The 19,318-nt window shown below is 62.1% G+C and carries 18 protein-coding genes; 10 read left to right on the top strand and 8 right to left on the bottom strand.

Annotated elements, in window-relative coordinates:
- The first annotated feature begins 45 nt into the window (after positions 1-45).
- The 4 genes from HFO99_RS13715 (at position 46) to HFO99_RS13700 (ending at position 3,424) form a co-directional block, all read left to right on the top strand.
- On the top strand, positions 46-801 hold the full coding sequence (locus HFO99_RS13715; RefSeq protein ID WP_222361780.1) for a FadR/GntR family transcriptional regulator: 756 nt from the start codon (positions 46-48) through the stop codon (positions 799-801).
- Positions 802-867: 66 nt separating this feature from the next.
- Positions 868-2,016 (top strand): galactonate dehydratase, encoded by a 1,149-nt coding sequence (gene dgoD / locus HFO99_RS13710; protein WP_222361778.1) that lies wholly within the window; start codon positions 868-870, stop codon positions 2,014-2,016.
- A gap of 153 nt (positions 2,017-2,169) precedes the next feature.
- Entirely contained in the window at positions 2,170-2,565 is a 396-nt protein-coding gene (locus HFO99_RS13705) for a DoxX family protein (RefSeq protein ID WP_222361776.1), read from the top strand.
- Between the two features lie 82 nt (positions 2,566-2,647).
- Positions 2,648-3,424, top strand: coding sequence for an SDR family oxidoreductase (locus HFO99_RS13700; protein ID WP_222361774.1), 777 nt, complete (start codon positions 2,648-2,650; stop codon positions 3,422-3,424).
- Between the two features lie 17 nt (positions 3,425-3,441).
- On the opposite strand, the gene HFO99_RS13695 is transcribed toward HFO99_RS13700, so the two are convergent.
- Both HFO99_RS13695 and HFO99_RS13690 read right to left on the bottom strand, forming a co-directional pair.
- Positions 3,442-4,659 carry an adenylate/guanylate cyclase domain-containing protein gene (locus HFO99_RS13695; protein WP_222361772.1) on the bottom strand — a complete coding sequence of 406 codons (1,218 nt, stop codon included), beginning with the start codon at positions 4,657-4,659 and terminating at the stop codon, positions 3,442-3,444.
- A gap of 64 nt (positions 4,660-4,723) precedes the next feature.
- Complete coding sequence (locus tag HFO99_RS13690; protein WP_222361770.1) at positions 4,724-5,749, bottom strand: LacI family DNA-binding transcriptional regulator; 1,026 nt, start codon at positions 5,747-5,749, stop codon at positions 4,724-4,726.
- Positions 5,750-5,844: 95 nt separating this feature from the next.
- Here HFO99_RS13690 and HFO99_RS13685 point away from each other — a divergent pair, with 95 nt between their 5' ends.
- From HFO99_RS13685 to HFO99_RS13675, 3 genes are all read left to right on the top strand, one after another.
- Complete coding sequence (locus tag HFO99_RS13685) at positions 5,845-7,032, top strand: phytanoyl-CoA dioxygenase family protein (protein WP_222361768.1); 1,188 nt, start codon at positions 5,845-5,847, stop codon at positions 7,030-7,032.
- Between the two features lie 202 nt (positions 7,033-7,234).
- Positions 7,235-8,056: an SDR family oxidoreductase gene (locus tag HFO99_RS13680; RefSeq protein WP_222361766.1), complete on the top strand. Its 822-nt coding sequence runs from the start codon at positions 7,235-7,237 to the stop codon at positions 8,054-8,056.
- A 95-nt stretch (positions 8,057-8,151) separates the two neighbouring features.
- Entirely contained in the window at positions 8,152-9,063 is a 912-nt protein-coding gene (locus HFO99_RS13675; RefSeq protein WP_222361764.1) for an SMP-30/gluconolactonase/LRE family protein, read from the top strand.
- 1 nt (position 9,064) lies between these two features.
- Here the strand turns inward: HFO99_RS13675 and HFO99_RS13670 are convergent, their stop codons facing one another.
- From HFO99_RS13670 to HFO99_RS13650, 5 genes are all read right to left on the bottom strand, one after another.
- Positions 9,065-9,814, bottom strand: a complete 750-nt coding sequence (locus HFO99_RS13670) for a ThuA domain-containing protein (RefSeq protein ID WP_222361762.1) — start codon at positions 9,812-9,814, stop codon at positions 9,065-9,067.
- 18 nt (positions 9,815-9,832) lie between these two features.
- Entirely contained in the window at positions 9,833-10,915 is a 1,083-nt protein-coding gene (locus HFO99_RS13665; RefSeq protein ID WP_222361760.1) for an ABC transporter ATP-binding protein, read from the bottom strand.
- A 19-nt stretch (positions 10,916-10,934) separates the two neighbouring features.
- The gene (locus tag HFO99_RS13660) at positions 10,935-11,846 is read right to left on the bottom strand and encodes a carbohydrate ABC transporter permease (protein WP_222361758.1); all 912 of its coding nucleotides are present in this window, start codon (positions 11,844-11,846) and stop codon (positions 10,935-10,937) included.
- 1 nt (position 11,847) lies between these two features.
- Entirely contained in the window at positions 11,848-12,735 is an 888-nt protein-coding gene (locus HFO99_RS13655; RefSeq protein WP_003543165.1) for a carbohydrate ABC transporter permease, read from the bottom strand.
- Positions 12,736-12,841: 106 nt separating this feature from the next.
- Positions 12,842-14,134, bottom strand: a complete 1,293-nt coding sequence (locus tag HFO99_RS13650) for an ABC transporter substrate-binding protein (RefSeq protein WP_222361755.1) — start codon at positions 14,132-14,134, stop codon at positions 12,842-12,844.
- A gap of 202 nt (positions 14,135-14,336) precedes the next feature.
- On the opposite strand from HFO99_RS13650, the gene HFO99_RS13645 reads away from it, so the two are divergent.
- The 3 genes from HFO99_RS13645 (at position 14,337) to HFO99_RS13635 (ending at position 18,698) form a co-directional block, all read left to right on the top strand.
- On the top strand, positions 14,337-15,344 hold the full coding sequence (locus HFO99_RS13645) for a Gfo/Idh/MocA family protein (protein WP_222361753.1): 1,008 nt from the start codon (positions 14,337-14,339) through the stop codon (positions 15,342-15,344).
- 9 nt (positions 15,345-15,353) lie between these two features.
- Entirely contained in the window at positions 15,354-16,352 is a 999-nt protein-coding gene (locus HFO99_RS13640; protein ID WP_222333995.1) for a LacI family DNA-binding transcriptional regulator, read from the top strand.
- Between the two features lie 102 nt (positions 16,353-16,454).
- Positions 16,455-18,698, top strand: a complete 2,244-nt coding sequence (locus tag HFO99_RS13635) for a glycoside hydrolase family 2 protein (RefSeq protein WP_222333993.1) — start codon at positions 16,455-16,457, stop codon at positions 18,696-18,698.
- 104 nt (positions 18,699-18,802) lie between these two features.
- Here the strand turns inward: HFO99_RS13635 and HFO99_RS13630 are convergent.
- Positions 18,803-19,318, bottom strand: a 516-nt coding sequence (locus HFO99_RS13630) for a TOBE domain-containing protein (protein WP_222361751.1), incomplete at its 5' end; no start/stop codon positions are given.

Raw genomic sequence — 19,318 nt, 5'->3', positions numbered from 1 at the left:
ATCAGGTTCGGTTGCCTAGCACGCGAGACAGAGCGGAGAGGTGAGTTGGAAACAATCGAGCGACAGAGCGGGGCCGAAAGCCGCCGCATCGAGCGCCGCCCGCGCGTACGCCGCAACGTCACGGCGGCGATCGCTCAGGATATCTGTGCGGACCGCTATCCCGCGGGCTCGCCGCTGCCCCGCGAGAACGATCTCTGCGAACTCTACGGCGTCAGCCGCACGGTCATTCGCGAATCGCTGAAGGTGCTGGAATCCAAAGGCCTTGTCCGTGGCAAGCCGCGCATCGGAACCAGCGTCTGCGACAAGGACGACTGGAATATCCTCGACGCTGACGTGCTTGAATGGATGGGTCCCTATATCAAGGATTTCGACCTGCTCGGCTGCATTCTCGAAGCCCGCCGCACCATCGAGCCGGCAGCCGCCGAATATGCCGCCGAGCGCGCCAGCGCCCAGGAGATCGCCGATCTCGACAATGCCTGGCGGCAGATGCGCGACAGCGCCCGCGACCCGGAAAGCTTCACCAATGCCGACGTCATGTTCCACACGGTGCTGCTCACCGCCAGCCACAATCAGGTCTTCCGCCGCCTGTCGAGCGCCATTCACGCGGCGCTGAAATATGCGCTGCATGCCTCCAATATCGGCGTCGAGAACCGCGAGGATGCGGTGCTCGTTCATGGCCAGCTGGTCGAGGCCCTGCGCATGCGCGACAAGGCTGGCGCCCGCGAATGCACCAACCGCATGCTCGATCTTGCGGTGCGCGATCTTGCCGCCGCCGAAAAAGCGATCGGCAGAACAAAATGACCGACCACGACAAAACTGCGGACGCGCCGCCGATCGCAAACCCTGGAAGAGACTGAAAGAACAGCGATGAAGATCACCAAACTCACCACCTACATCGTTCCTCCGCGCTGGCTGTTTTTGAAGGTCGAGACCGATGAAGGCATCGTCGGCTGGGGCGAACCGGTCGTCGAAGGCCGCGCACTCACGGTTCAGGCCGCCGTCCATGAGCTGGAAGACTACCTGATCGGCAAGGATCCTTTCCTGATCGAGGACCACTGGACCGTGATGTATCGCGGCGGCTTCTATCGCGGCGGCGCCGTCCACATGAGCGCGATCTCGGGCATCGATCAGGCGCTGTGGGACATCAAGGGCAAAGCGCTCGGCCAGCCGATCCATTCCCTGCTCGGCGGCCAGCTCCGTGATCGCATCAAGGTCTATTCCTGGATCGGCGGTGACCGTCCCTCGGATGTCGCCAACAATGCCAAGGAAGTGGTTGCCCGCGGCTTCAAGGCGATCAAGCTCAATGGCTGCGAAGAAATGCAGATCGTCGACACCAACGAGAAGGTGGAGAAGGCGGTCGAGACCATCGCCGCCATCCGTGAGGCAATCGGCCCGCATATCGGCATCGGCGTCGATTTCCACGGCCGCGTCCACAAGCCGATGGCGAAGGTTCTCGCCAAGGAGCTCGATCCCTACAAGCTGATGTTCATCGAAGAGCCGGTGCTTTCCGAAAACAAGGAAGCGCTGCGCGATATCGTCAACCACACCTCGACGCCGATCGCGCTCGGCGAGCGGCTCTTTTCGCGCTGGGACTTCAAGCAGGTCCTATCGGACGGTTATGTCGACATCATCCAGCCGGACCTCTCCCATGCCGGCGGCATCACCGAATGCCGCAAGATCGCAGCGATGGCCGAAGCCTACGACGTGGCGCTGGCGCCGCATTGCCCACTTGGTCCGATCGCGCTTGCCGCCTGCCTGCAGGTCGATGCCGTCAGCTACAATGCCTTCATCCAGGAACAGAGCCTCGGCATCCACTACAACAAGGGCAACGACATCCTCGACTACATCTCCAACAAGGAGGTGTTCCAGTATGCCGATGGTTTCGTCTCGATCCCGCAGGGTCCGGGTCTCGGCATCGAGGTCGACGAAGCCTATGTCATCGAGCGCGCGAGGGAAGGCCATCGTTGGCGCAACCCGATCTGGCGGCACGCCGACGGCAGCTTCGCCGAATGGTGAACCCGCATAACCCCGAAAATCGGAACCGGTTTTCGGAAAGGATTGTGTGCAATTCAAAGTGATAGGGTCGCGCAAGCGGCCCTTTTTCATTCCTCGTGTCGGATATCGCGTGTCTCGTCCGTCATAGTGGAAGCTCAAAGAGGAGATTTCAAAATGGCCAGAGCAATCGCAATCATCGCCGCCCGCATCATCTTCAGCTTCGTCTTCTTCATGGCCGCCGGCTTCAAGTTCGCCGATATCGGCGCAACGGCGGGCTATATCACCGCTGCCGGCTTTCCGATGGCGACATTCCTTACCTGGGTCGCCGCCTTCTTCGAGATCGCGCTGGCGCTCGCTTTCATCTCAGGGGCCTTCTTCACCGAGGCCAGCCTGCTCGCAGGCATCTATGTGATCTTTCTCGCTTTCGCTTTCCACGGTCCGTCCCATTGGCAACAGAACCAGGCCGAATTCGGCTTCTTCATCGATCACTTTACCTTCCTCGCCGGTCTGCTCTTTGCCGCCGTCCACGGGCCGGAGAGATGGGCGTTGAAGCAAACGCTTCTAAGATAACCGCGACGACCCGCCTCCTTCCGGAACCAACTGCCGCGCCGAACAGTTGGCATGTCGGCAAAACGGCAAGGAGAGCCCATCCATGGAGCTGAAGGGAAAGATCGCATTGGTGACAGGCGCCGGTTCGGGCATCGGCAAAGCGGCAGCGTTGCGGCTCGCTGCCGAGGGTGCAAAGGTCGCAGCATTGAGCCGCACCGCCGACGAGGTCGAAAAGACCTGCGCCGAGATCAAGGCCGCCGGCGGCCAGTCGATCGCGTTGACGGCAGATACCAGCGACGAAACTCAAATGCGGGGCGCCGTCGCGCAACTGACCGACACCTTCGGCGGCCTCGACATCGTTGTCGCCAATGCTGGGATCAACGGTGTCTGGGCGCCGATCGACGATCTGAAACCGGAAGAATGGGACAAGACCATCGCCGTCAATCTGCGCGGCACCTATCTGACCCTGCATCTGACGGTTCCGCATCTGAAGCGCCACGGCGGTTCGATCGTCGTCGTCTCCTCGATCAATGGCACCCGCACCTTCACCACGCCGGGCGCCACCGCCTACACCGCAACCAAGGCGGGCCAGGTCGCCATGGTCCAGCAGCTCGCCCTCGAACTCGGTCGACATGGCATCCGCGTCAATGCCGTCTGCCCGGGCGAGATCGACACCAATATCGGCGCCAATACCGACAGCCGCCATCGCCAGGAGACGGAGGTTCCGGTCATCTGGCCTGAGGGGGATATTCCCATCGGCGGCAAGGCAGGCAAGAGCGAGGATGTCGCCGAAGCCATCCTCTTTCTCGCATCCGAGCGCGCCCGACACATCACCGGTACGCCGATCTGGATCGACGGCGGCCAGGGCCTGTTGCGATAGCCTTTGGAGTCAGGAACTCACCCGTTCAGCCGGGCGCTGTCGAGTGTATACAGTTCCTGCGCGCGCTGCACGCCGCGCAACGCATAACGCCCGATGCAGGCGAGTGATGCGCGCTCCTCCTCCGGTATTGCTGCGGCGAAATCGGAGGACATCAAGACGTTGAGATCGACCGAGCGGCAGATCGATGCGATGCGGCTGACCTCGTTGACGGCAGGTCCGATGACGGTGAAGTCCAACCGGTCCTGGCTGCCGATATTGCCGTAGAAGACGTCGCCGATATGCAGGCCGATATAGACGTCGGTCGTCGCCCGGCCGTCGGCCGCGCGCGCCGCATTCAGCGTGATTAGCTTTTCCCGCAGCAGCGACTCGGCGCTCAGCGCCGCACGACAAGTTTCGGCCGGCACTTCGCCCTTGAAGATGGCGAGCACACCGTCGCCGATCAGCTTCAGCACGTTGCCGCCGGACTCGTGGATCGCCGTGATAACCGCCTCGCTATAGTCGTTAAGCAGCGGGATGATTTCCTCCGGCGGCACGCTGTCGGAAATTTTGGTGTAGTTCAGCAGGTCGGAAAACCAGAGTGCCGCGGAAATCCGCTCCGATTTGCCGCGGCTGATCTTGCCTTCCATCACCTGGCGCGCGGCGTCCTCGCCGAGATAGACCTCGGCGATGGTGCGGGCGATACGCCCGAGAGCGATGCATTTGATCGCCAGCCCCAACACCGGTACCAGCTTGCGCAGGATGGCGAGGTCGTGATCGGAAAAGCCCTCTGGATGTTTCGTCGCGAAATGCGAGAAGAAGCAATCCATCTCGCCGATCGTGCCGGCCTCGGAAAATCGATGCATCATCGCCACGAAATCCGTGTGACCGGCTTCAGCGATCGTATCGAGCATGGAGAAATCGATCGGATCGCCGAAGCCGAGACGCCGGCGTATCTCCCGCTCGTTGCGAGACCAAAGATGATAGAAGGCCGAACGCTGCCAGTTCGACGCCGCCTCCCCCGAGATCGTCGGACCATATTCGAATTCGGTCTCGACTTCCTCGACGCTGTCCCAGCGGAAGGCGCGGCCCTCATGCACCGGATGCAGCGTATCCATCAGCGCCAGACCGCGGTCGAGCGGCAGGCCGGCGTCCCGGCAAGCCGAGCAGAAACCGGTCATCAACTCGGCCTCTGAAGCGCCTTTCAGTCCCTGCTCCGTGATCCAAGCTGCAATCGTGCTGACGTCGCTGTAATCCATGCCGCTCACCTATACTCGCTTCAAAGCTGTAGCCCGAATTCGGCATCGAAGGAAGTCAATTGGCTCAATCGGCCGCGGGCATATTGTAGGGCGTGATGATTTCGACTGATGAAAGCGAGGGCGTAACCGCGCGCGGTAAGGCAGTCGCCCGGCTCATGATCGCCCGGAAGGCCGAACGCGCATCGGTTCTGAGATCATGATGCAGCACGAAGCCGATCCGACACGCAGCAAGCAGGGCGCGATTATCGGCATCGAGATCATGGGCGACGAAGACGCGCACGGGACGTTTGGCCGTGTCGAAGGCCGCCAGCACCGCGCGGTTGCCGCCACCGATCGAATAGACGGCGTTGATGGCGGGGTCGGCCGCAAGCGCTGCCGCGGCAAGCGTTCCCGTCGCAGCATCGGTGCCGTGCCCCTCGCTGATTTCGGTAATTCCGATATCGGGATAACGGGCGCGGATGACACGGCGAAAGCCGATTTCGCGCTCCTCCTCGCCACGAAACCGTCCGCTCGACAGTGTCACCAGCACCTTGCCGCCACCAGTCCCGAGGAATTCGCCGATCAGATAGGCGGCGGTCTCTCCCGCCGCCCGGTTGTCGGCGCCGGCATAGGCGATGCGGGCCGAATTCGGCAGGTCGGTCACCAGCGTCACGACGGGAATGCCGGCCGCATCCGCGCGCGCGACGGCGGCAGCCACCTCGGCGACGTCAGCCGCCTTGAGCACGATGCCGTGCGTGCCACGCAGCCGGATGCGATCGAGAAGCTGCACCAGTTCGGCCGGCTTCATCACCTCGGCAAAATGGAACCGGCAGCGGAAGACACCCGGCAGGAAGGTCGCCATCTCCGCCTCGAAGGCGGTCCGCACCGCATCGCTGAAACGCTGCGGCGTCTCCATGACGATATCGATCGCCAGCATGCGGCCGCTGCCCATCGCCCCGGCTTGCTGCTTCTCCAGCTCCGCGATCGCCGCCTTCACCCGCATCTCGGTCTGCCGGCGCACACCCGGCCTGCCGTTCAGCACCCGGTCGACGGTCGCGGTGCTGAGCCCTGCCTGGAAGGCGATATCCTTGACGAGAAAGAGGTGTGCCATGCGATCGGCCTGATGGTTTTTTGATGGATTTCTGATCTATATCACCTGGCATCACGGCGTATAGTGCCTCCATTGGAAAGAGGGAGGAGCCCGCCATGAAAACCGACAACCAGCAGAAACTGCGCGCCAACCGCGTCTGGCTGAGCGAAGACGGCTGCGATCTCGATGAGTTTCGCGCCCTTGCGGAAAAGACGACGGCACTTGCCGATTACCCCTCGGCGTCTACGGTCGAAAAAAACGTGCTGATCTATGACAGCCGCAAGGTGATGACGGCGGCCGCGACGCCAGAAGGCCGACGCGCCGTGTTGGCGGAAATCTGCGACGCCTTCGGCGAGGGTCCTGGTGTCGTCGTGTTCAAGCGCGCTTACGAAGACACCGGCATCATCGACCGCGCCAGCACGATCTTCGATGCGATCATCGAGGAACAGCATCGCACCGCGACCGGCGGCGGCGACCACTTCGCCAAGCCCGGTGCAAACGACCGTATCTGGAACTCGCTGGAAAAACATTGCCTCGCCGATCCGGCAAATTTCGCCGAATATTACGGCAACGCCATCATCGCGCTGGCGAGCGAAGCCTGGCTCGGCCCGAGCTACCAGATGACGGCGCAGGTCAACCGCGTCAATCCGGGCGGTTCGGCGCAGTCGGCGCATCGCGACTACCATCTCGGCTTTCAGTCCTCAAAGGTGATCGAGCAGTTCCCGGCGCACGTGCATCGGCTCTCGCCGGTACTGACATTGCAGGGTGCGGTTGCCCATTGCGATATGCCGCTCGAAAGCGGCCCGACGCTCTTTCTGCCGCACAGCCAGACCTATGTGCCGGGTTATCTCGCGCTGAAGCGGCAGGAGTTCCGGGATTATTTCGAGGCCAACCATGTCCAGCTGCCGCTCGAAAAAGGCGACCTCGTCTTCTTCAATCCCGCCCTCTTCCATGCCGCCGGCACCAACCGCTCGGCCGACATCAAGCGTGTCGCCAACCTCCTGCAGGTCTCCTCCGCCTTCGGCCGGGCAATGGAAACAGTTAATCGCGAGCGGATGAGCGCCAGACTGTTTCCCGCCTTGAAGACCTTGCAGGACAGGCTCTCGCCTGACGAAATCGCCAACGCCGTCGCCGCCTGCGCCGAGGGCTACTCCTTCCCGACCAACCTCGACCGCGACCCGCCACTCGGCGGACTGGCCCCGAAGACACAGGCGCAGCTGATGCATGAGGCGCTGAAGGAAGGCTGGAGCGATGCAGCCTTTACGGCAGCACTTGCCGAGCAGGCGGGCAAGAAGTTGAGCTGATCTGGAGGCAGGAGGCCCCCTCATCCGCCTGCCGGCACCTTCTCCCCGAGGGTAGAAGGGATATGCCGCAACGTCTCGATTCCCCCTTCTACCCAGCGGGGAGAAGGTGCCTGTAGGGCGGATGAGGGGGCATCCGCACTGACATAAAAGCCTCCCGCACCCGCGGGAGGCCATTCGCACATCATCACAATGGAGGAACCACATGAGCACAGACCACGGCCGCCTCGACGGCAAGATCGCCATCGTCACCGGCGGCACGCAAGGATTGGGCGCAACCATTGCCCGTCTCTTCGCCGAACGCGGCGCAAAAGGTATCGTCATCTGCGGCCGCAACGAAGCCAAGGGCAAGGCCAAGGCGGCGGAGATTTCGGCTGCGACCGGCGCCAGGATCGTCTACGTCAAGGCCGACCTCGGCAAAGTCGAGGAAGCACAGAATGTCGTGCGTGCCTGTGACAAGACCTTCGGCCGCGTCGACGCGCTGGTCAACGCCGCCGCCATCACCGATCGCGGCACCATCCTCGACACCAGCCCGGAACTCTTCGACGCCATGTTCGCCGTCAATGTGCGTGCGCCGTTTTTTCTGATGCAGGAGGCGGTGAAGGTCATGCGCCGCGAAAAGATCGAAGGTACGGTCGTCAATATCGGCTCGATGTCGGCCAAAGCCGGCCAGCCCTTCATCGCCGCCTATTGCGCCTCCAAGGGCGCGCTGGAAACGCTGACGAAGAACACAGCCTACGCGCTCCTGCGCAACCGCATCCGCGTCAATGGTCTGAATATCGGCTGGATGGCCTCCGAGGGCGAGGACCGCATTCAGCGCGAATATCACGATGCCCCCGCCGACTGGCTGGAGAAGGCGGCGGCAAGCCAGCCCTTCGGCCGCCTCGTCGATCCGCACGAGGTGGCGCGCGCGTGCGCTTACCTGTCGTCTTCCGAATCCGGCTTGATGACCGGCTCGGTCATCTGCTTCGACCAGTCGATCTGGGGCGCTTACGACGGCTCGCCGCATCCGGTCGCGGCGCTCTGAAAAAGCCCGAGCCCGGCATTTCCATTGCCGGGCTCTGGCACCTCCAGCTTTTTGCCGCTAGGAAAAGAACGGCAGCATTCAGGGAGGAAACTGGCATGGGCGACAATCCGATTTATGAGATCCGCGACGAACGCTTCGGTGCAATGGTCATCGGCAGCGCCGGCCTCGAGGAGCTTTATTCCGGCTGCCGCTGGACGGAAGGCCCGGTCTGGTTTTCCGACCTGAACTGCCTTCTCTGGAGCGATATCCCGAATGAACGCATGATGCGCTGGACACCAGATGGGACGGTCTCCATCTTCCGCTCGCCCTCCAATTACGTCAACGGCAACACCCGCGACCGGCAGGGCCGGCTGGTCTCCTGCGAACATGGCGGCCGCCGCGTCACCCGCACCGAGACGGACGGCACCATCACCGTTCTTGCCGACAGCTACAAAGGCAAACGGCTGAACTCGCCGAACGACGTCGTCGTGCACTCCGACGGCGGGATCTGGTTCACCGATCCGACCTACGGCATCCTGTCGGATTACGAGGGACACAAGGCCGAGCCCGAGCAGCCGACGCGCAATGTCTACCGGATCGACCCGGCAAGCGGCGCGATCCACGCCGTCGTCGAGGATTTCATCCAGCCGAACGGCCTTGCCTTCTCGCCCGATGAGACGAAGCTTTATATTGCCGATTCCGGCTCCGCAAAACATGAAGTGCCGCGCCATATCCGCGTTTTCGACGTCATCGACGGCAGGGCGCTTGCCAACAGCCGCTACTTCTGCAGCCTCGATGTCGGCCATCCCGACGGCTTCCGTTTCGATGTCGCCGGCAATCTCTGGACGAGTGCCTCCGACGGCGTGCACTGCTTTTCGCCCGACGGAACCCTGCTCGGCAAGATCAGGGTGCCGCAGACGGTGTCCAACCTCACCTTCGGCGGCCCCAAGAAAAACCGGCTTTTCATCACCGCGACGCGTTCGGTCTATTCGATCTATCTCAAGACGACCGGTGCACAATATCCATAGATCAGACCTTCACCTTGCCGGGGCGACCGTGCAGCGGCTCGGCCCGGTGCCAGTTTTCCAGGATGCGGCCATCGGTATGTTTCTGCCGCGCCCAGCGGATGCCGTTCGAGATCACCTTATGCACGGTCTTGTCGTGATAGATCGGGTAGGTCTCGTGGCCGGGACTGAAAAAGAAGATGCGCCCGCGGCCGCGCTGGAAGGTGCAGCCGCTGCGGAACACTTCGCCGCCGGAATACCAGGAAATGAACACCAGCTCGTCCGGCTGCGGAATGTCGAAGGGCTCGCCATACATTTCCGAGGCATTGACCTCGAAATAGGGCGGCAGCCCCTCGGCGATCGGATGCGAGGGATTGACCACCCAGACGCGCTCCAAGTCGCCTTCCGGCGTCTCGCGCCAGGAAAGGTTGGCATTGGTCCCCATCAGCCGGCGGAAGAGCTTGGAATGATGGCCGGAATGCAGGACCAGCAGGCCCATGCCCTTCAGCACGCGCTGCTGCACGCGGTCGATCAGCCCGTCGCTGACCTCCTCATGCGCCATATGCCCCCACCAGAGCAGCACGTCGGTATCATTGAGCACGCTGTCCGGCAGCCCTTCATCCAGATCGTCTAGCGTACCGCGGCGGACCTCGAAATCGGGGTGGGCGATACCGGCAGCGATCGCTCCGTCGATACGATCGGGGTAGATATCCTGAACTTCCTTGTGGACCTGCTCGTGGCGTCCTTCGTTCCAGATCGTGACCTTGATTGTCATGTCATTCCTCGATGTGTTTCAAGCGGTTGCCGAGCGGATTACCCGGCCGGCGGAATCAAACAGATGGCAACCGGCGCGCTCGGCAGTCAGCGACACGCGATCGCCGGGGCGAATGGTCATGTCGCCTTCCGTGCGTACGACGATCGGCTGCTGCTGCGAACCGACTGTCAGATAGGTCTCCACGCCCAAACGCTCGACGATGACGACCTCGGCCGAAAAATTACCCTGCCCTTTGGGTGCGAGCTTCAGATGTTCCGGCCGAATGCCGAGTTTCGCCTCGCCGTGCTGCACGGCGCCATTGGCGTCTGAAAGGTCGATGGAAAGGCCGAGCGGGCTTTCCAGATGCACCTTGCCGGCATCCCGGCGCGTCGCCGTCATCGGCAGCACGTTCATCTTTGGCGAGCCGATGAAGGTTGCGACAAATTCATTGTCCGGCTGATGGTAGAGATCCATCGGCGCGCCCTGTTGAGCGACGACGCCCTTGTTCAGCACGACGATGCGGTCCGCCATCGTCATCGCCTCCACCTGGTCGTGGGTGACGTAGACGACCGTCGCCTTCAGCTCGCGGTGCAGGCGCTGCAGCTCGGCGCGCATCTGCACACGCAGCGCCGAATCGAGGTTCGACAACGGCTCGTCGAACAGGATCAGCGCCGGTTTCTTGATGATGGCGCGGCCGATCGCCACGCGCTGGCGCTGGCCGCCGGAAAGGGCGGCCGGGCGGCGGTCGAGGTAGTCGGTGAGCTGCAGGATTTCGGCGACAGCTTCCACCTGCCGGCGGATCTCCGCCTCCGGCACCTTCTTCAGGCTGAGCGAAAAGCCGATATTTTCGGCAACGCTCATATGCGGATAGAGCGCATAGGACTGGAACACCATGGCAATGCCGCGCTTGTCGGGCGGCACGTCGTTGATGCGTGCGCCGTTGAGGATGAGGTCACCCTCGTCGATGCCTTCGAGGCCGGCGATCATCCGCAGCAGCGTGGACTTGCCGCAGCCGGACGGACCGACGAAAACCGCGAATTCGCCGTCTTCCACCGTGATGTCGACGCCCTTGATGACCTCGAGCGCGCCGTAGAACTTGCGAACGTTTCTGAGATTGATCATCTGTTTCTCTTTCTTGGTCTCAGCCCTTCACACCGCCCGAAAATGTCTGGACGAGGAAGCGCCGCGCAAAGCCGAAGGCGACGACGGCAGGCAGCAGATAGATGAATGCAAGTGCGGTCAGCAGGCCGTAATCGATCTCGTTGATGCGCAGGAAGGCGCGGAAGAGACCGAGCGGCAGCGTCTGCAGATCCGGCGACGACAGGAGGATCAGCGGCAGCAGGAAATCGCCCCAGGCCGACATGAAGGCGAACAGCCCGGCCGCAGCCAGCCCCGGCAGCGCCAGCGGGATCAGCACCCGGCGGATGCGCTGGGTGAGTGTTGCCCCATCCATCAGCGCCGCCTCCTCATAGTCCCGCGGCAGCCCGTCGAAGAAGGTCTTCATGATCCAGAGCGCCAGCGGCAATTGCATCGTCGCAAGCACCAGGATCAGCCCGAGATAACCGTCGATGAAGCCGGTCCAGCGCATGATGTCACGCGCATAGCTGCCGAAGATCGGCCTGAGCACCGCCGCCTCCGCATTGTTCAGCGTCAGCAGGAATTTGTAGAGCGGCACGACCAGCGCCGTCGGCGGCAGCACCCGGATGAGCAGGATCGCGTAGAGGAAGGGCAGCTTCCACCAGGCCCGGGTGCGCGACAGCGCATAACCGCCGAGCCCGGAAAGCACCATGACGAGCAGCGTCGCGCTAGCAACCACGAAGAGCGAATTGAACAGCCACTTCGCCCCGTCTTCCTTGGTAAAAACCCTGATATAGTTGGCGAAAATCCACTGCTCTGGCCAATGCAGGAAGAGCTGGGCATTGCCGTCGAGCGAGGCAAGCAGCACCCAGAAGAAGGGCACGGCGCAGAAGATCGAGATCAGCGACAGCGTCGCATAGGCGATGAGGTCTGATCGACCCTTGTTTGCGGTTTCGCTCGGGGAAACGACGGCCATGTCAGACCTCCACCTTCATGGCCCGGACATAGGCGATGCCTAATATCAGCGAGATGACGAGCGCGACGACGGCGACCGCAGCACCATAACCCAGCTGGAACGACGTAAAGGACTGGTTGTAGATATAGATGCTGACCACCTCGGTTGCTCCGCCCGGTCCGCCGCGCGTCAGCGCATAGACGAGGCCGAAAACGGCGATGGTTGAGACGGCCGAGATCAGCATATAGAGCAGGATCGTCGGCATCATCAGCGGCAGGGTGATGCGTCGGAACATCTGCGACGGTGTCGCGCCGTCCATGCGGGCCGCCTCGTAGATCTCCGCCGGAATGGTGCTGAGCCCGGCCGTCAACAGGATCATCGCCGTGGCGATGCCGCGCCAGGTGTTGACGACGATGATCATCGACAGCGGGAAGACCTGCAGCCAGTCGGCCGGCGTGATGCCGAAAAAACTGACGATGCGGCTGAGTGTGGCATTGTCGCCGCCCGCCAGCATCGAGATCCACATGAAACCGGCGACGACTTCAGGGGCTGCATTCGGCAACAGGATGATCGACGAGAACACCCGCCGAAAGCGGATCGGCCGGCGCAACGCAATTGCCGAGATCAGGCCGAGCACGAACTGGCCGATCACCGCCGAACCGATGACGAAGACGAAGGTGACGAACAGCGAATTCCAGAACTTCGCGTCGTTGAAGAGCCGCGTGTAATTCCTGAAACCAACGAAACGGGGCCGAAGGGCCGCGGCCCCGGTCAGCGCCTCATTGGTGAAGCTCAGATAGATCGAATAGAGGGCCGGATAGATGACGAAGGCCAGAAGCAGCACCAGCGAGGGCAGCAGGATCAGCAGCCATTGCCGCTCGGCGCGCTTTTCATGAGAGTTTCGGGCCATGGAAGCTCACAAACCTTATCGATGGAACCGGCTTATCGAATGAAAGCGGGAAGACGCGGGCGTTGGCGCCGCGTCCCCGTCGTGGCGGAAGAGAGGGTGGTGGAGCTTACTTGACCATGTCGTCGCCGAGCGTTTCCTTGACGTAGTCGACAAGGATCTTCTGGGCGCCGGCGGCATCGGTTTCCTTGCGCAGCAGCGCTTCGGTGGCGCGCGCGACACCTTCCGAGACCGTACCGAAACCGGAGGCCTGCTTCAGGAACACGCCGTTCCCGGCCGCCGCATGGATTGGAACCAGTTCCGTCAGCTTCTGAAACTCGGCATTGTTAGCCGCATCCTTGCTGGCCGGGATGTTGCCGATGCGGGCGGCGTAGGAAACCTGCGTCTCGATCGAGCCGATCTCCATCAGCGCCTTGATTGCCAGCTCGGTATTGGCCGACTTGGAATTGACGGCCCACGGAGCAGCGAGATTGGCCAGCACGTACTGTCCGCTGCTTTGGCCGGGAACGGTCCAGGTGCCGACCACCTTCGTCACGTCAGGGATCGGGTTCTTGCTTTCGCGACCCCAGTCGAAAATATAGCACCAGGAACCGCAGGTGGTCGCGACAAGCTTGCCTTCCGGGAACATCTGATATTTCGGAATGACCCACGGCTCCGGCCCGAGCAGCGGCTGCGTCGGCATCAGATCCTTGTCGATCAGTTCCTTGTAGACGTTGAAGACATCCTTGATGCCTTCGCCATTCAGATCGAGCTTACCGTCGGCATCGACCAGCTGCGGCGTCTTGGAACCGACGAGCAGATGCTGGAAGCCTTCGTCGAAGGCGCCGCTTCCCCAGGAGACGCCGGCCGGAAAGAGCAGGCCGTAGGCGCCGGTCTTCCGCTTGATCTCCGCCGCGCGGTCGAGAAGTTCCTGCCAGGTCTTCGGCTGTTCGGTGGAGATGCCGGCTTTTTCGAGAACGTCCTTGCGGTAATAGATTTCCTGAATGCCGAGCATGAACGGCATCACATAGGTTTCGCCATCCGGGCTGACGGCAAGCTCCTTGGCGATGTCATAGAGGTTGGCGTAGCCGTCCCAGGCCTTGAACTCCTTGGTAACAGGCGCGAGGTAACCGGCTTCCACCATGTCGGCGACGGCAGCCGTCGTCGGGATGGAGAACAGGTCGGGCGCGTTGCCGGCGCCGAGCTCGGTCAGGAGCTTGGTCAGGTAATCCTTGTCGGGTGCCGGATATTCGATGACCTCGACGGTGACGCCATATTTCTTTTCGATCCGCTCGACCGTCGACTTCATAGCATCGATGCCGGCCTGACCATGATTTGCAATTCGGATTGTTTCTGCCTGTGCCAGCGTCGAAACCGCGCTCAGCAGAATGGCGCATAGGCCGCCAAGAACCATTTTCTTCAACGGAAGTCCTCCCTTTTGTAGAGACACGGCGCCCTCCAGCACCGGTTGTGAAAATGTACACGCATTCCAAATGCTGACAAGGCGGTTTTTGAAAAGATTCGAATGCTAGTTTTAATATGCTGATATTGCTTACCTATTTAGATATTGCCATCGCCATACCGTTTGTGTAATCGTGTGCACAATGCATTCAGGGAGGAATTTCATGTCTGAGAAATTGCGCCTCGGCGTCATCGGCGCTGGCTTGAAGGCGGCGGAATATGCCGAGAGCTGGGTCAAGATGCCGGAGATCGAATTCGCTGCACTCGCCGACACCACGGCGGCGTCGCGCCAGCGCCTGATCGACGTCTGCCTCGCCGCCGGCACACCCGAACCGAAGGGCTTCGAGGATTATCGCCAGATGCTTGCCGAATGCCGGGGCGAACTCGACATCGTCTACGTCTCGACCCCGCACGCCTTCCATGCCGAGCAGGCAACTGCCGTCGCCGAGGCCGGCCTCGACCTCTTCCTGGAAAAGCCGATGGTGACGACTGTCACCGAAGCCGAGAGGCTGATCGCCGCGCAGAAAAAGAGTGGCGTCACCATCGTCACCGCCTTCCAGGGCGGCCTGTCGCCGCTGGTGCTCGACACGCGCCGGCGGGCTCTCGCCGGCGAATTCGGCGCGTTGATCGCCATATCGGGCATGATCTGGGAAAGCTGGTCGTCCAATTACGACGGCCACTGGAAGCAGCAGCCTGACATCTCCGGCGGCGGCTTCATGTTCGACACCGGCGCCCATATGATGAACACCGTCTGCCTGCTCGCCAATTCCGATTTCGACAGCGTCTCGGCCTACATGAACAATCACGGCAGACAGGTCGATATCGCCACCGCCGTCTCCGCCCGGCTGAAGAACGGCGCGCTGGCGACATTGACGGCCGCCGGCGAAGGCCCTCCGGGCTGCGCTTCCTATATCACCTTCTTCTATTCGAAGGCGATCGTGCGCATCGACGCCTGGGGCGGCTGGCGCGAGATCAGTATCGGGCGTACCGCCGAGCCGCGCGAGGAAGCCGAGATTCTCGGCAACCCGATGAAGAATTTCCTCGCCATTCGCGAGGGAAAGATGGAAAACTCCGGCTCCGTTGAAATGGGCCTCAGATTCGCTAGGCTATGGGATGCAATCAAGGAATCGGCAGCGGCCGACGGCGCTTCCGTCAGGATCGTCGCCCAATAGGCGCTGAAGATGAGCGGAATGAACAGACGGCGGATCACTTCGAAGGAACTGGCGAAACTCGCCGGCGTCTCCTCCGCCACCATTTCCCGCGCCTTCTCGCCGGATTCGCGCATCGGCAGCGCCACGCGCGATCGCATCCTCGCCGTCGCCCGTGAACATGGCTACCAGCCAAACGCGATCGCCCGCTCGCTGAACAACCAGCGCTCGCGGCTCGTGGCCCTCGTCGTCAATGCGATCGGCAACCCTTGCGAGGCCGAGGAACAACAGCTTCTCGTCCACCGCCTGCAGGCAAGACAATTGCTGCCGATCATCCTCTGCTGCGCCGATCATTCCGACCGGCTGCAGCTGATGCGCCTTGCCTCCACCTATCAGGTCGATCACGTCGTCGTCTTCTCCGACATGGTGTCGATGCAGGATGCGGTCGACATCTTCCACACCACGAAGCCGATCATCGTCTCCTTCGAGCCGCTCGAAAACGAAAGCGTCTCCAGCATCCGCATCGACGGTGCTAAGGCCGCCGACGAGATCATCGACAAGATCGTCCGCGACGGCAAAAAGCGTTTCGCCTACCTCTCCGGCACCAATTCCAGCTGGATCGACAAGCTCCGGCGCAAATGGTTCGCCGATGCGCTGGCCAAGCGCGGCCTTGCCTTCGAGGCCCAGGCCTTCGGTGACTACTCCTATGATTCCGGCTTCAAGGAAGCCGTGCTGCTGCTGCACCGGGACAAGGTCGACGCCATCATCTGCGGCAACGACGTCATGGCGATCGGCGCACGCGATGCAGCCCGCCGGGTGCTCGGCAAGAACACGCCTGATGATATCGCCATCGTCGGCCAGGACGGCATCGCCATGGCCGCCTGGGATTGCAACGACCTCACCACGCTGAGCCTCGACCATGTCGCCTTCATCGATGCCGTCGTCGAATTGATCGAACGCCATGACGCCGAGATCGAAGGCCCGCACAGCATCACGCTCACCTGCACTGCCCGCTGGGGCTCGACCGCCTGACAGCTCGCATACCCATTGCATCAAGGAGGAATACGATGACTCAATTTTCACGCGCCGAAAGGCGCCGCACCGTCCCTGATGCCGTAACCTGGAGAGCCTGAAATGCGTTCCGTCGTTTCTTTCAACGAAGGCTGGAGTTTCCATGAGGGCTTCGGCCAGCGTTTGCTCGAAGCTTTCGATGCTGCCAGGTCGGTCAGCCTGCCGCATACCGCCGTCGAACTGCCCTTCAGTTATTTCGACGAGACCAGCTATCAGCGCGCCTTCACCTATCAGAAGGTGCTGCGCTGGCTGCCGGAATTCGAGGGCCGCGAGGTTTCGCTCGTCTTCGATGCCGCCATGGCCGACAGCGTCGTCTATCTGAACGGCGAAGAAATCATTGCCCATAAGGACGGCTACACGCCCTTCGAGGCCCGCCTCACCGGCAAGCTCGTCAAGGGCGAGAACCTCGTCACCGTCAAGATCGACGGCAGCGAGAACCCTGACATTCCGCCTTTCGGCGGCCGCATCGATTACCTGACCTATGCCGGCATCTACCGGGATGTTTGGCTGAAGGTCACCGACCCGGTCTCGATCCGCAATCTCAAGATCGAAACCACAGACGTTCTTCGCCCGGAGAAATCGGCGACCATCCGCGTCGACATTGCCAATCCGGAGGGCCGCAGCTTCTCGGCGACCGTCACCGCCACGCTGAAGCAGGCCGACGGCACGGTAGTCGCCACCGCCGCAACCGAAACGATCGGCAGCCGCACCACGCTCTCCTTTGGCGGCCTCACCGGCATCGCCCTCTGGGACATCACCGATCCCACGCTCTATGACGTCACCGTCGAGCTCAGGACCGAACACGGCTCCGACCGTATCTCGACCAGGTTCGGCTTCCGCACCGCCGAATTCACGCCGGAAGGGTTTCTACTCAACGGCAAGCCGCTGAAGCTGCGCGGCCTCAACCGTCACCAGGCCTTCCCCTATGTCGGTTATGCCGCCGGCCGCTCCGCCCAGGAGCGTGACGCCGACATCATGAAGACGGTGCTGAAGTGCAATATCGTCCGCACCTCGCATTATCCGCAGTCGAAATGGTTCCTCGACCGATGCGACGCGATCGGTCTGCTGGTTTTCGAGGAGATCCCCGGCTGGCAGCATATCGGTGACGCCGACTGGCAGCAGGAATCGATCGAGAACGTCCGCCGCATGATCGAGCGCGACTGGAACCACCCCTCGATAATCATCTGGGGCGTGCGCATCAACGAATCGCAGGATAGTCACGATTTCTACGCCGAGACCAATCGGTTGGCCCGTGAACTCGACAGCACCCGCCAGACCGGCGGCGTGCGTTATCTCACCGAGAGCGATCTGCTCGAAGACGTCTACACGATGAACGACTTCATCCTCGGCAATGAAGAGCTGCCGGGCGCCAACCGCCCGCGCACAGCGCTACGCGCCCAGCAGGAAAATACCGGACTATCGCACAAGGTGCCGTACCTCATCACCGAGTTCAACGGCCACATGCACCCGACGAAGATTTATGACCAGGAGCAGCGTCAGGCCGAGCATGTGCGCCGTCACCTGGAAGTGCTGAATGCCGCCTATGGCGATCCTGATATCTCCGGGGCTATCGGCTGGTGCATGTTCGATTACAACACCCACAAGGACTTCGGCTCCGGCGACCGCATCTGTTATCACGGCGTCATGGACATGTTCCGCGAGCCGAAATTCGCGGCTTATGCCTATATCAGCCAGTGCGACCCTTCCGAGGAGATCGTCATGAAGCCGGCGACCTTCTGGGCGCGCGGCGAACGCAATATCGGCGGCGTGCTGCCGCTGATCATCCTGACCAACTGCGACGAGGTGGAGCTGCAATATGGCGCGCTCAGCAAGCGCATCGGTCCAGACCGCGAGAACTACCCGCATCTGCCGCACCCTCCGGTTGTGCTCGACCATCGGCACTTCACCGCCGATGAGCTCGGCACCTGGGGTCTCGAATGGATCGACGGCACCTTCACCGGCTATATCGGCGGCGAGCCGGTGGCCAGCCTGACGCTGGCGGCCGATCCGTTGCCGACGACCCTGGAAGTGGTTGCCGATAGCTCGACGTTGAAAGCCCGCGAACGCGACAGCACGCGCGTCATCATCCGCGCCCTCGACCAGCGCGGCCAGCGCCTGCCTTTCATGAATGACAGCATTTCGCTGAAGGTGCACGGCCCCGCAAGGATCGTCGGCCCGACCAACGTGCCTCTGCAGGGCGGCACCGCCGGCTTCTGGCTGGAGGCGACGGGGTTCACCGGCGAGATCACCGTCGAAGCAGTCTCCTCGCGTTTTCCCCCGGTGAAGGTCGGCGTGACGGCCGCCTAGCGCATAACCCCGAAAATCGAAATCGATTTTCGGAAAGGAATTATGCGACAAGTGTTAGAGCGTCCTTAGCGCGTCTTTCGAGACGCGCGGCGCTCTAACGGTCGTCACCCAATCCTGAGCTGGCTCTCGGGATCGAAGAACACGGCCTTGTCGAGATTGAATGCGAGGCGGGTTTGTTGTCCTGGAGCAATGCCGGTATCGGCGCGCAGGCGGGCGACGACGGATTTGCCGCCGAGTTTGGTGACGGCGAAGGTGTCGGAGCCGGCGGGTTCCACCACCTCGATCAGGCAATCGCCTTCGGTCAGCGAGCGCGCCTTGCGGTCGGCGCCATCGGGATCGGTCAGCGCCTCCGGGCGGATGCCGAAGATCACCTGTCTGCCGGTATAGGCGGTCAGGCCGTCATTGCCTGATATGACCGGCAGTCTCAGCGGGGCGGCATTCGGCCGCTCCAGCGAGACTTCGAGGCCGCCGGCGCCGTTTTCGACGGTGGCGTTCAAGAGGTTCATCGCCGGCGATCCCATGAAGTCGGCGACGAAGATGTTGGACGGGCTGTTATAGATCTCGGCCGGCGTGCCGAACTGCTGCAGCACGCCATCCTTCAGCACGGCGATCTTGGTCGC

Origin of the sequence: Rhizobium leguminosarum, from assembly GCF_019798305.1 — a bacterium.
GTDB lineage: Bacteria > Pseudomonadota > Alphaproteobacteria > Rhizobiales > Rhizobiaceae > Rhizobium > Rhizobium leguminosarum_U.
This window is presented reverse-complemented; position numbering and strand designations above follow the sequence as displayed.

What these genes read in the sequence shown, in the direction of transcription:
- dgoD (WP_222361778.1), top strand. Translation starts at nt 868, where the DNA reads ATGAAGATCACCAAACTCACCACCTACATCGTTCCTCCGCGCTGGCTG.
- HFO99_RS13705 (WP_222361776.1), top strand. Translation starts at nt 2,170, where the DNA reads ATGGCCAGAGCAATCGCAATCATCGCCGCCCGCATCATCTTCAGCTTC.
- HFO99_RS13700 (WP_222361774.1), top strand. Translation starts at nt 2,648, where the DNA reads ATGGAGCTGAAGGGAAAGATCGCATTGGTGACAGGCGCCGGTTCGGGC.
- HFO99_RS13695 (WP_222361772.1), bottom strand. Translation starts at nt 4,659, where the DNA reads ATGGATTACAGCGACGTCAGCACGATTGCAGCTTGGATCACGGAGCAG.
- HFO99_RS13690 (WP_222361770.1), bottom strand. Translation starts at nt 5,749, where the DNA reads ATGGCACACCTCTTTCTCGTCAAGGATATCGCCTTCCAGGCAGGGCTC.
- HFO99_RS13685 (WP_222361768.1), top strand. Translation starts at nt 5,845, where the DNA reads ATGAAAACCGACAACCAGCAGAAACTGCGCGCCAACCGCGTCTGGCTG.
- HFO99_RS13680 (WP_222361766.1), top strand. Translation starts at nt 7,235, where the DNA reads ATGAGCACAGACCACGGCCGCCTCGACGGCAAGATCGCCATCGTCACC.
- HFO99_RS13675 (WP_222361764.1), top strand. Translation starts at nt 8,152, where the DNA reads ATGGGCGACAATCCGATTTATGAGATCCGCGACGAACGCTTCGGTGCA.
- HFO99_RS13670 (WP_222361762.1), bottom strand. Translation starts at nt 9,814, where the DNA reads ATGACAATCAAGGTCACGATCTGGAACGAAGGACGCCACGAGCAGGTC.
- HFO99_RS13665 (WP_222361760.1), bottom strand. Translation starts at nt 10,915, where the DNA reads ATGATCAATCTCAGAAACGTTCGCAAGTTCTACGGCGCGCTCGAGGTC.
- HFO99_RS13660 (WP_222361758.1), bottom strand. Translation starts at nt 11,846, where the DNA reads ATGGCCGTCGTTTCCCCGAGCGAAACCGCAAACAAGGGTCGATCAGAC.
- HFO99_RS13655 (WP_003543165.1), bottom strand. Translation starts at nt 12,735, where the DNA reads ATGGCCCGAAACTCTCATGAAAAGCGCGCCGAGCGGCAATGGCTGCTG.
- HFO99_RS13645 (WP_222361753.1), top strand. Translation starts at nt 14,337, where the DNA reads ATGTCTGAGAAATTGCGCCTCGGCGTCATCGGCGCTGGCTTGAAGGCG.
- HFO99_RS13640 (WP_222333995.1), top strand. Translation starts at nt 15,354, where the DNA reads ATGAGCGGAATGAACAGACGGCGGATCACTTCGAAGGAACTGGCGAAA.
- HFO99_RS13635 (WP_222333993.1), top strand. Translation starts at nt 16,455, where the DNA reads ATGCGTTCCGTCGTTTCTTTCAACGAAGGCTGGAGTTTCCATGAGGGC.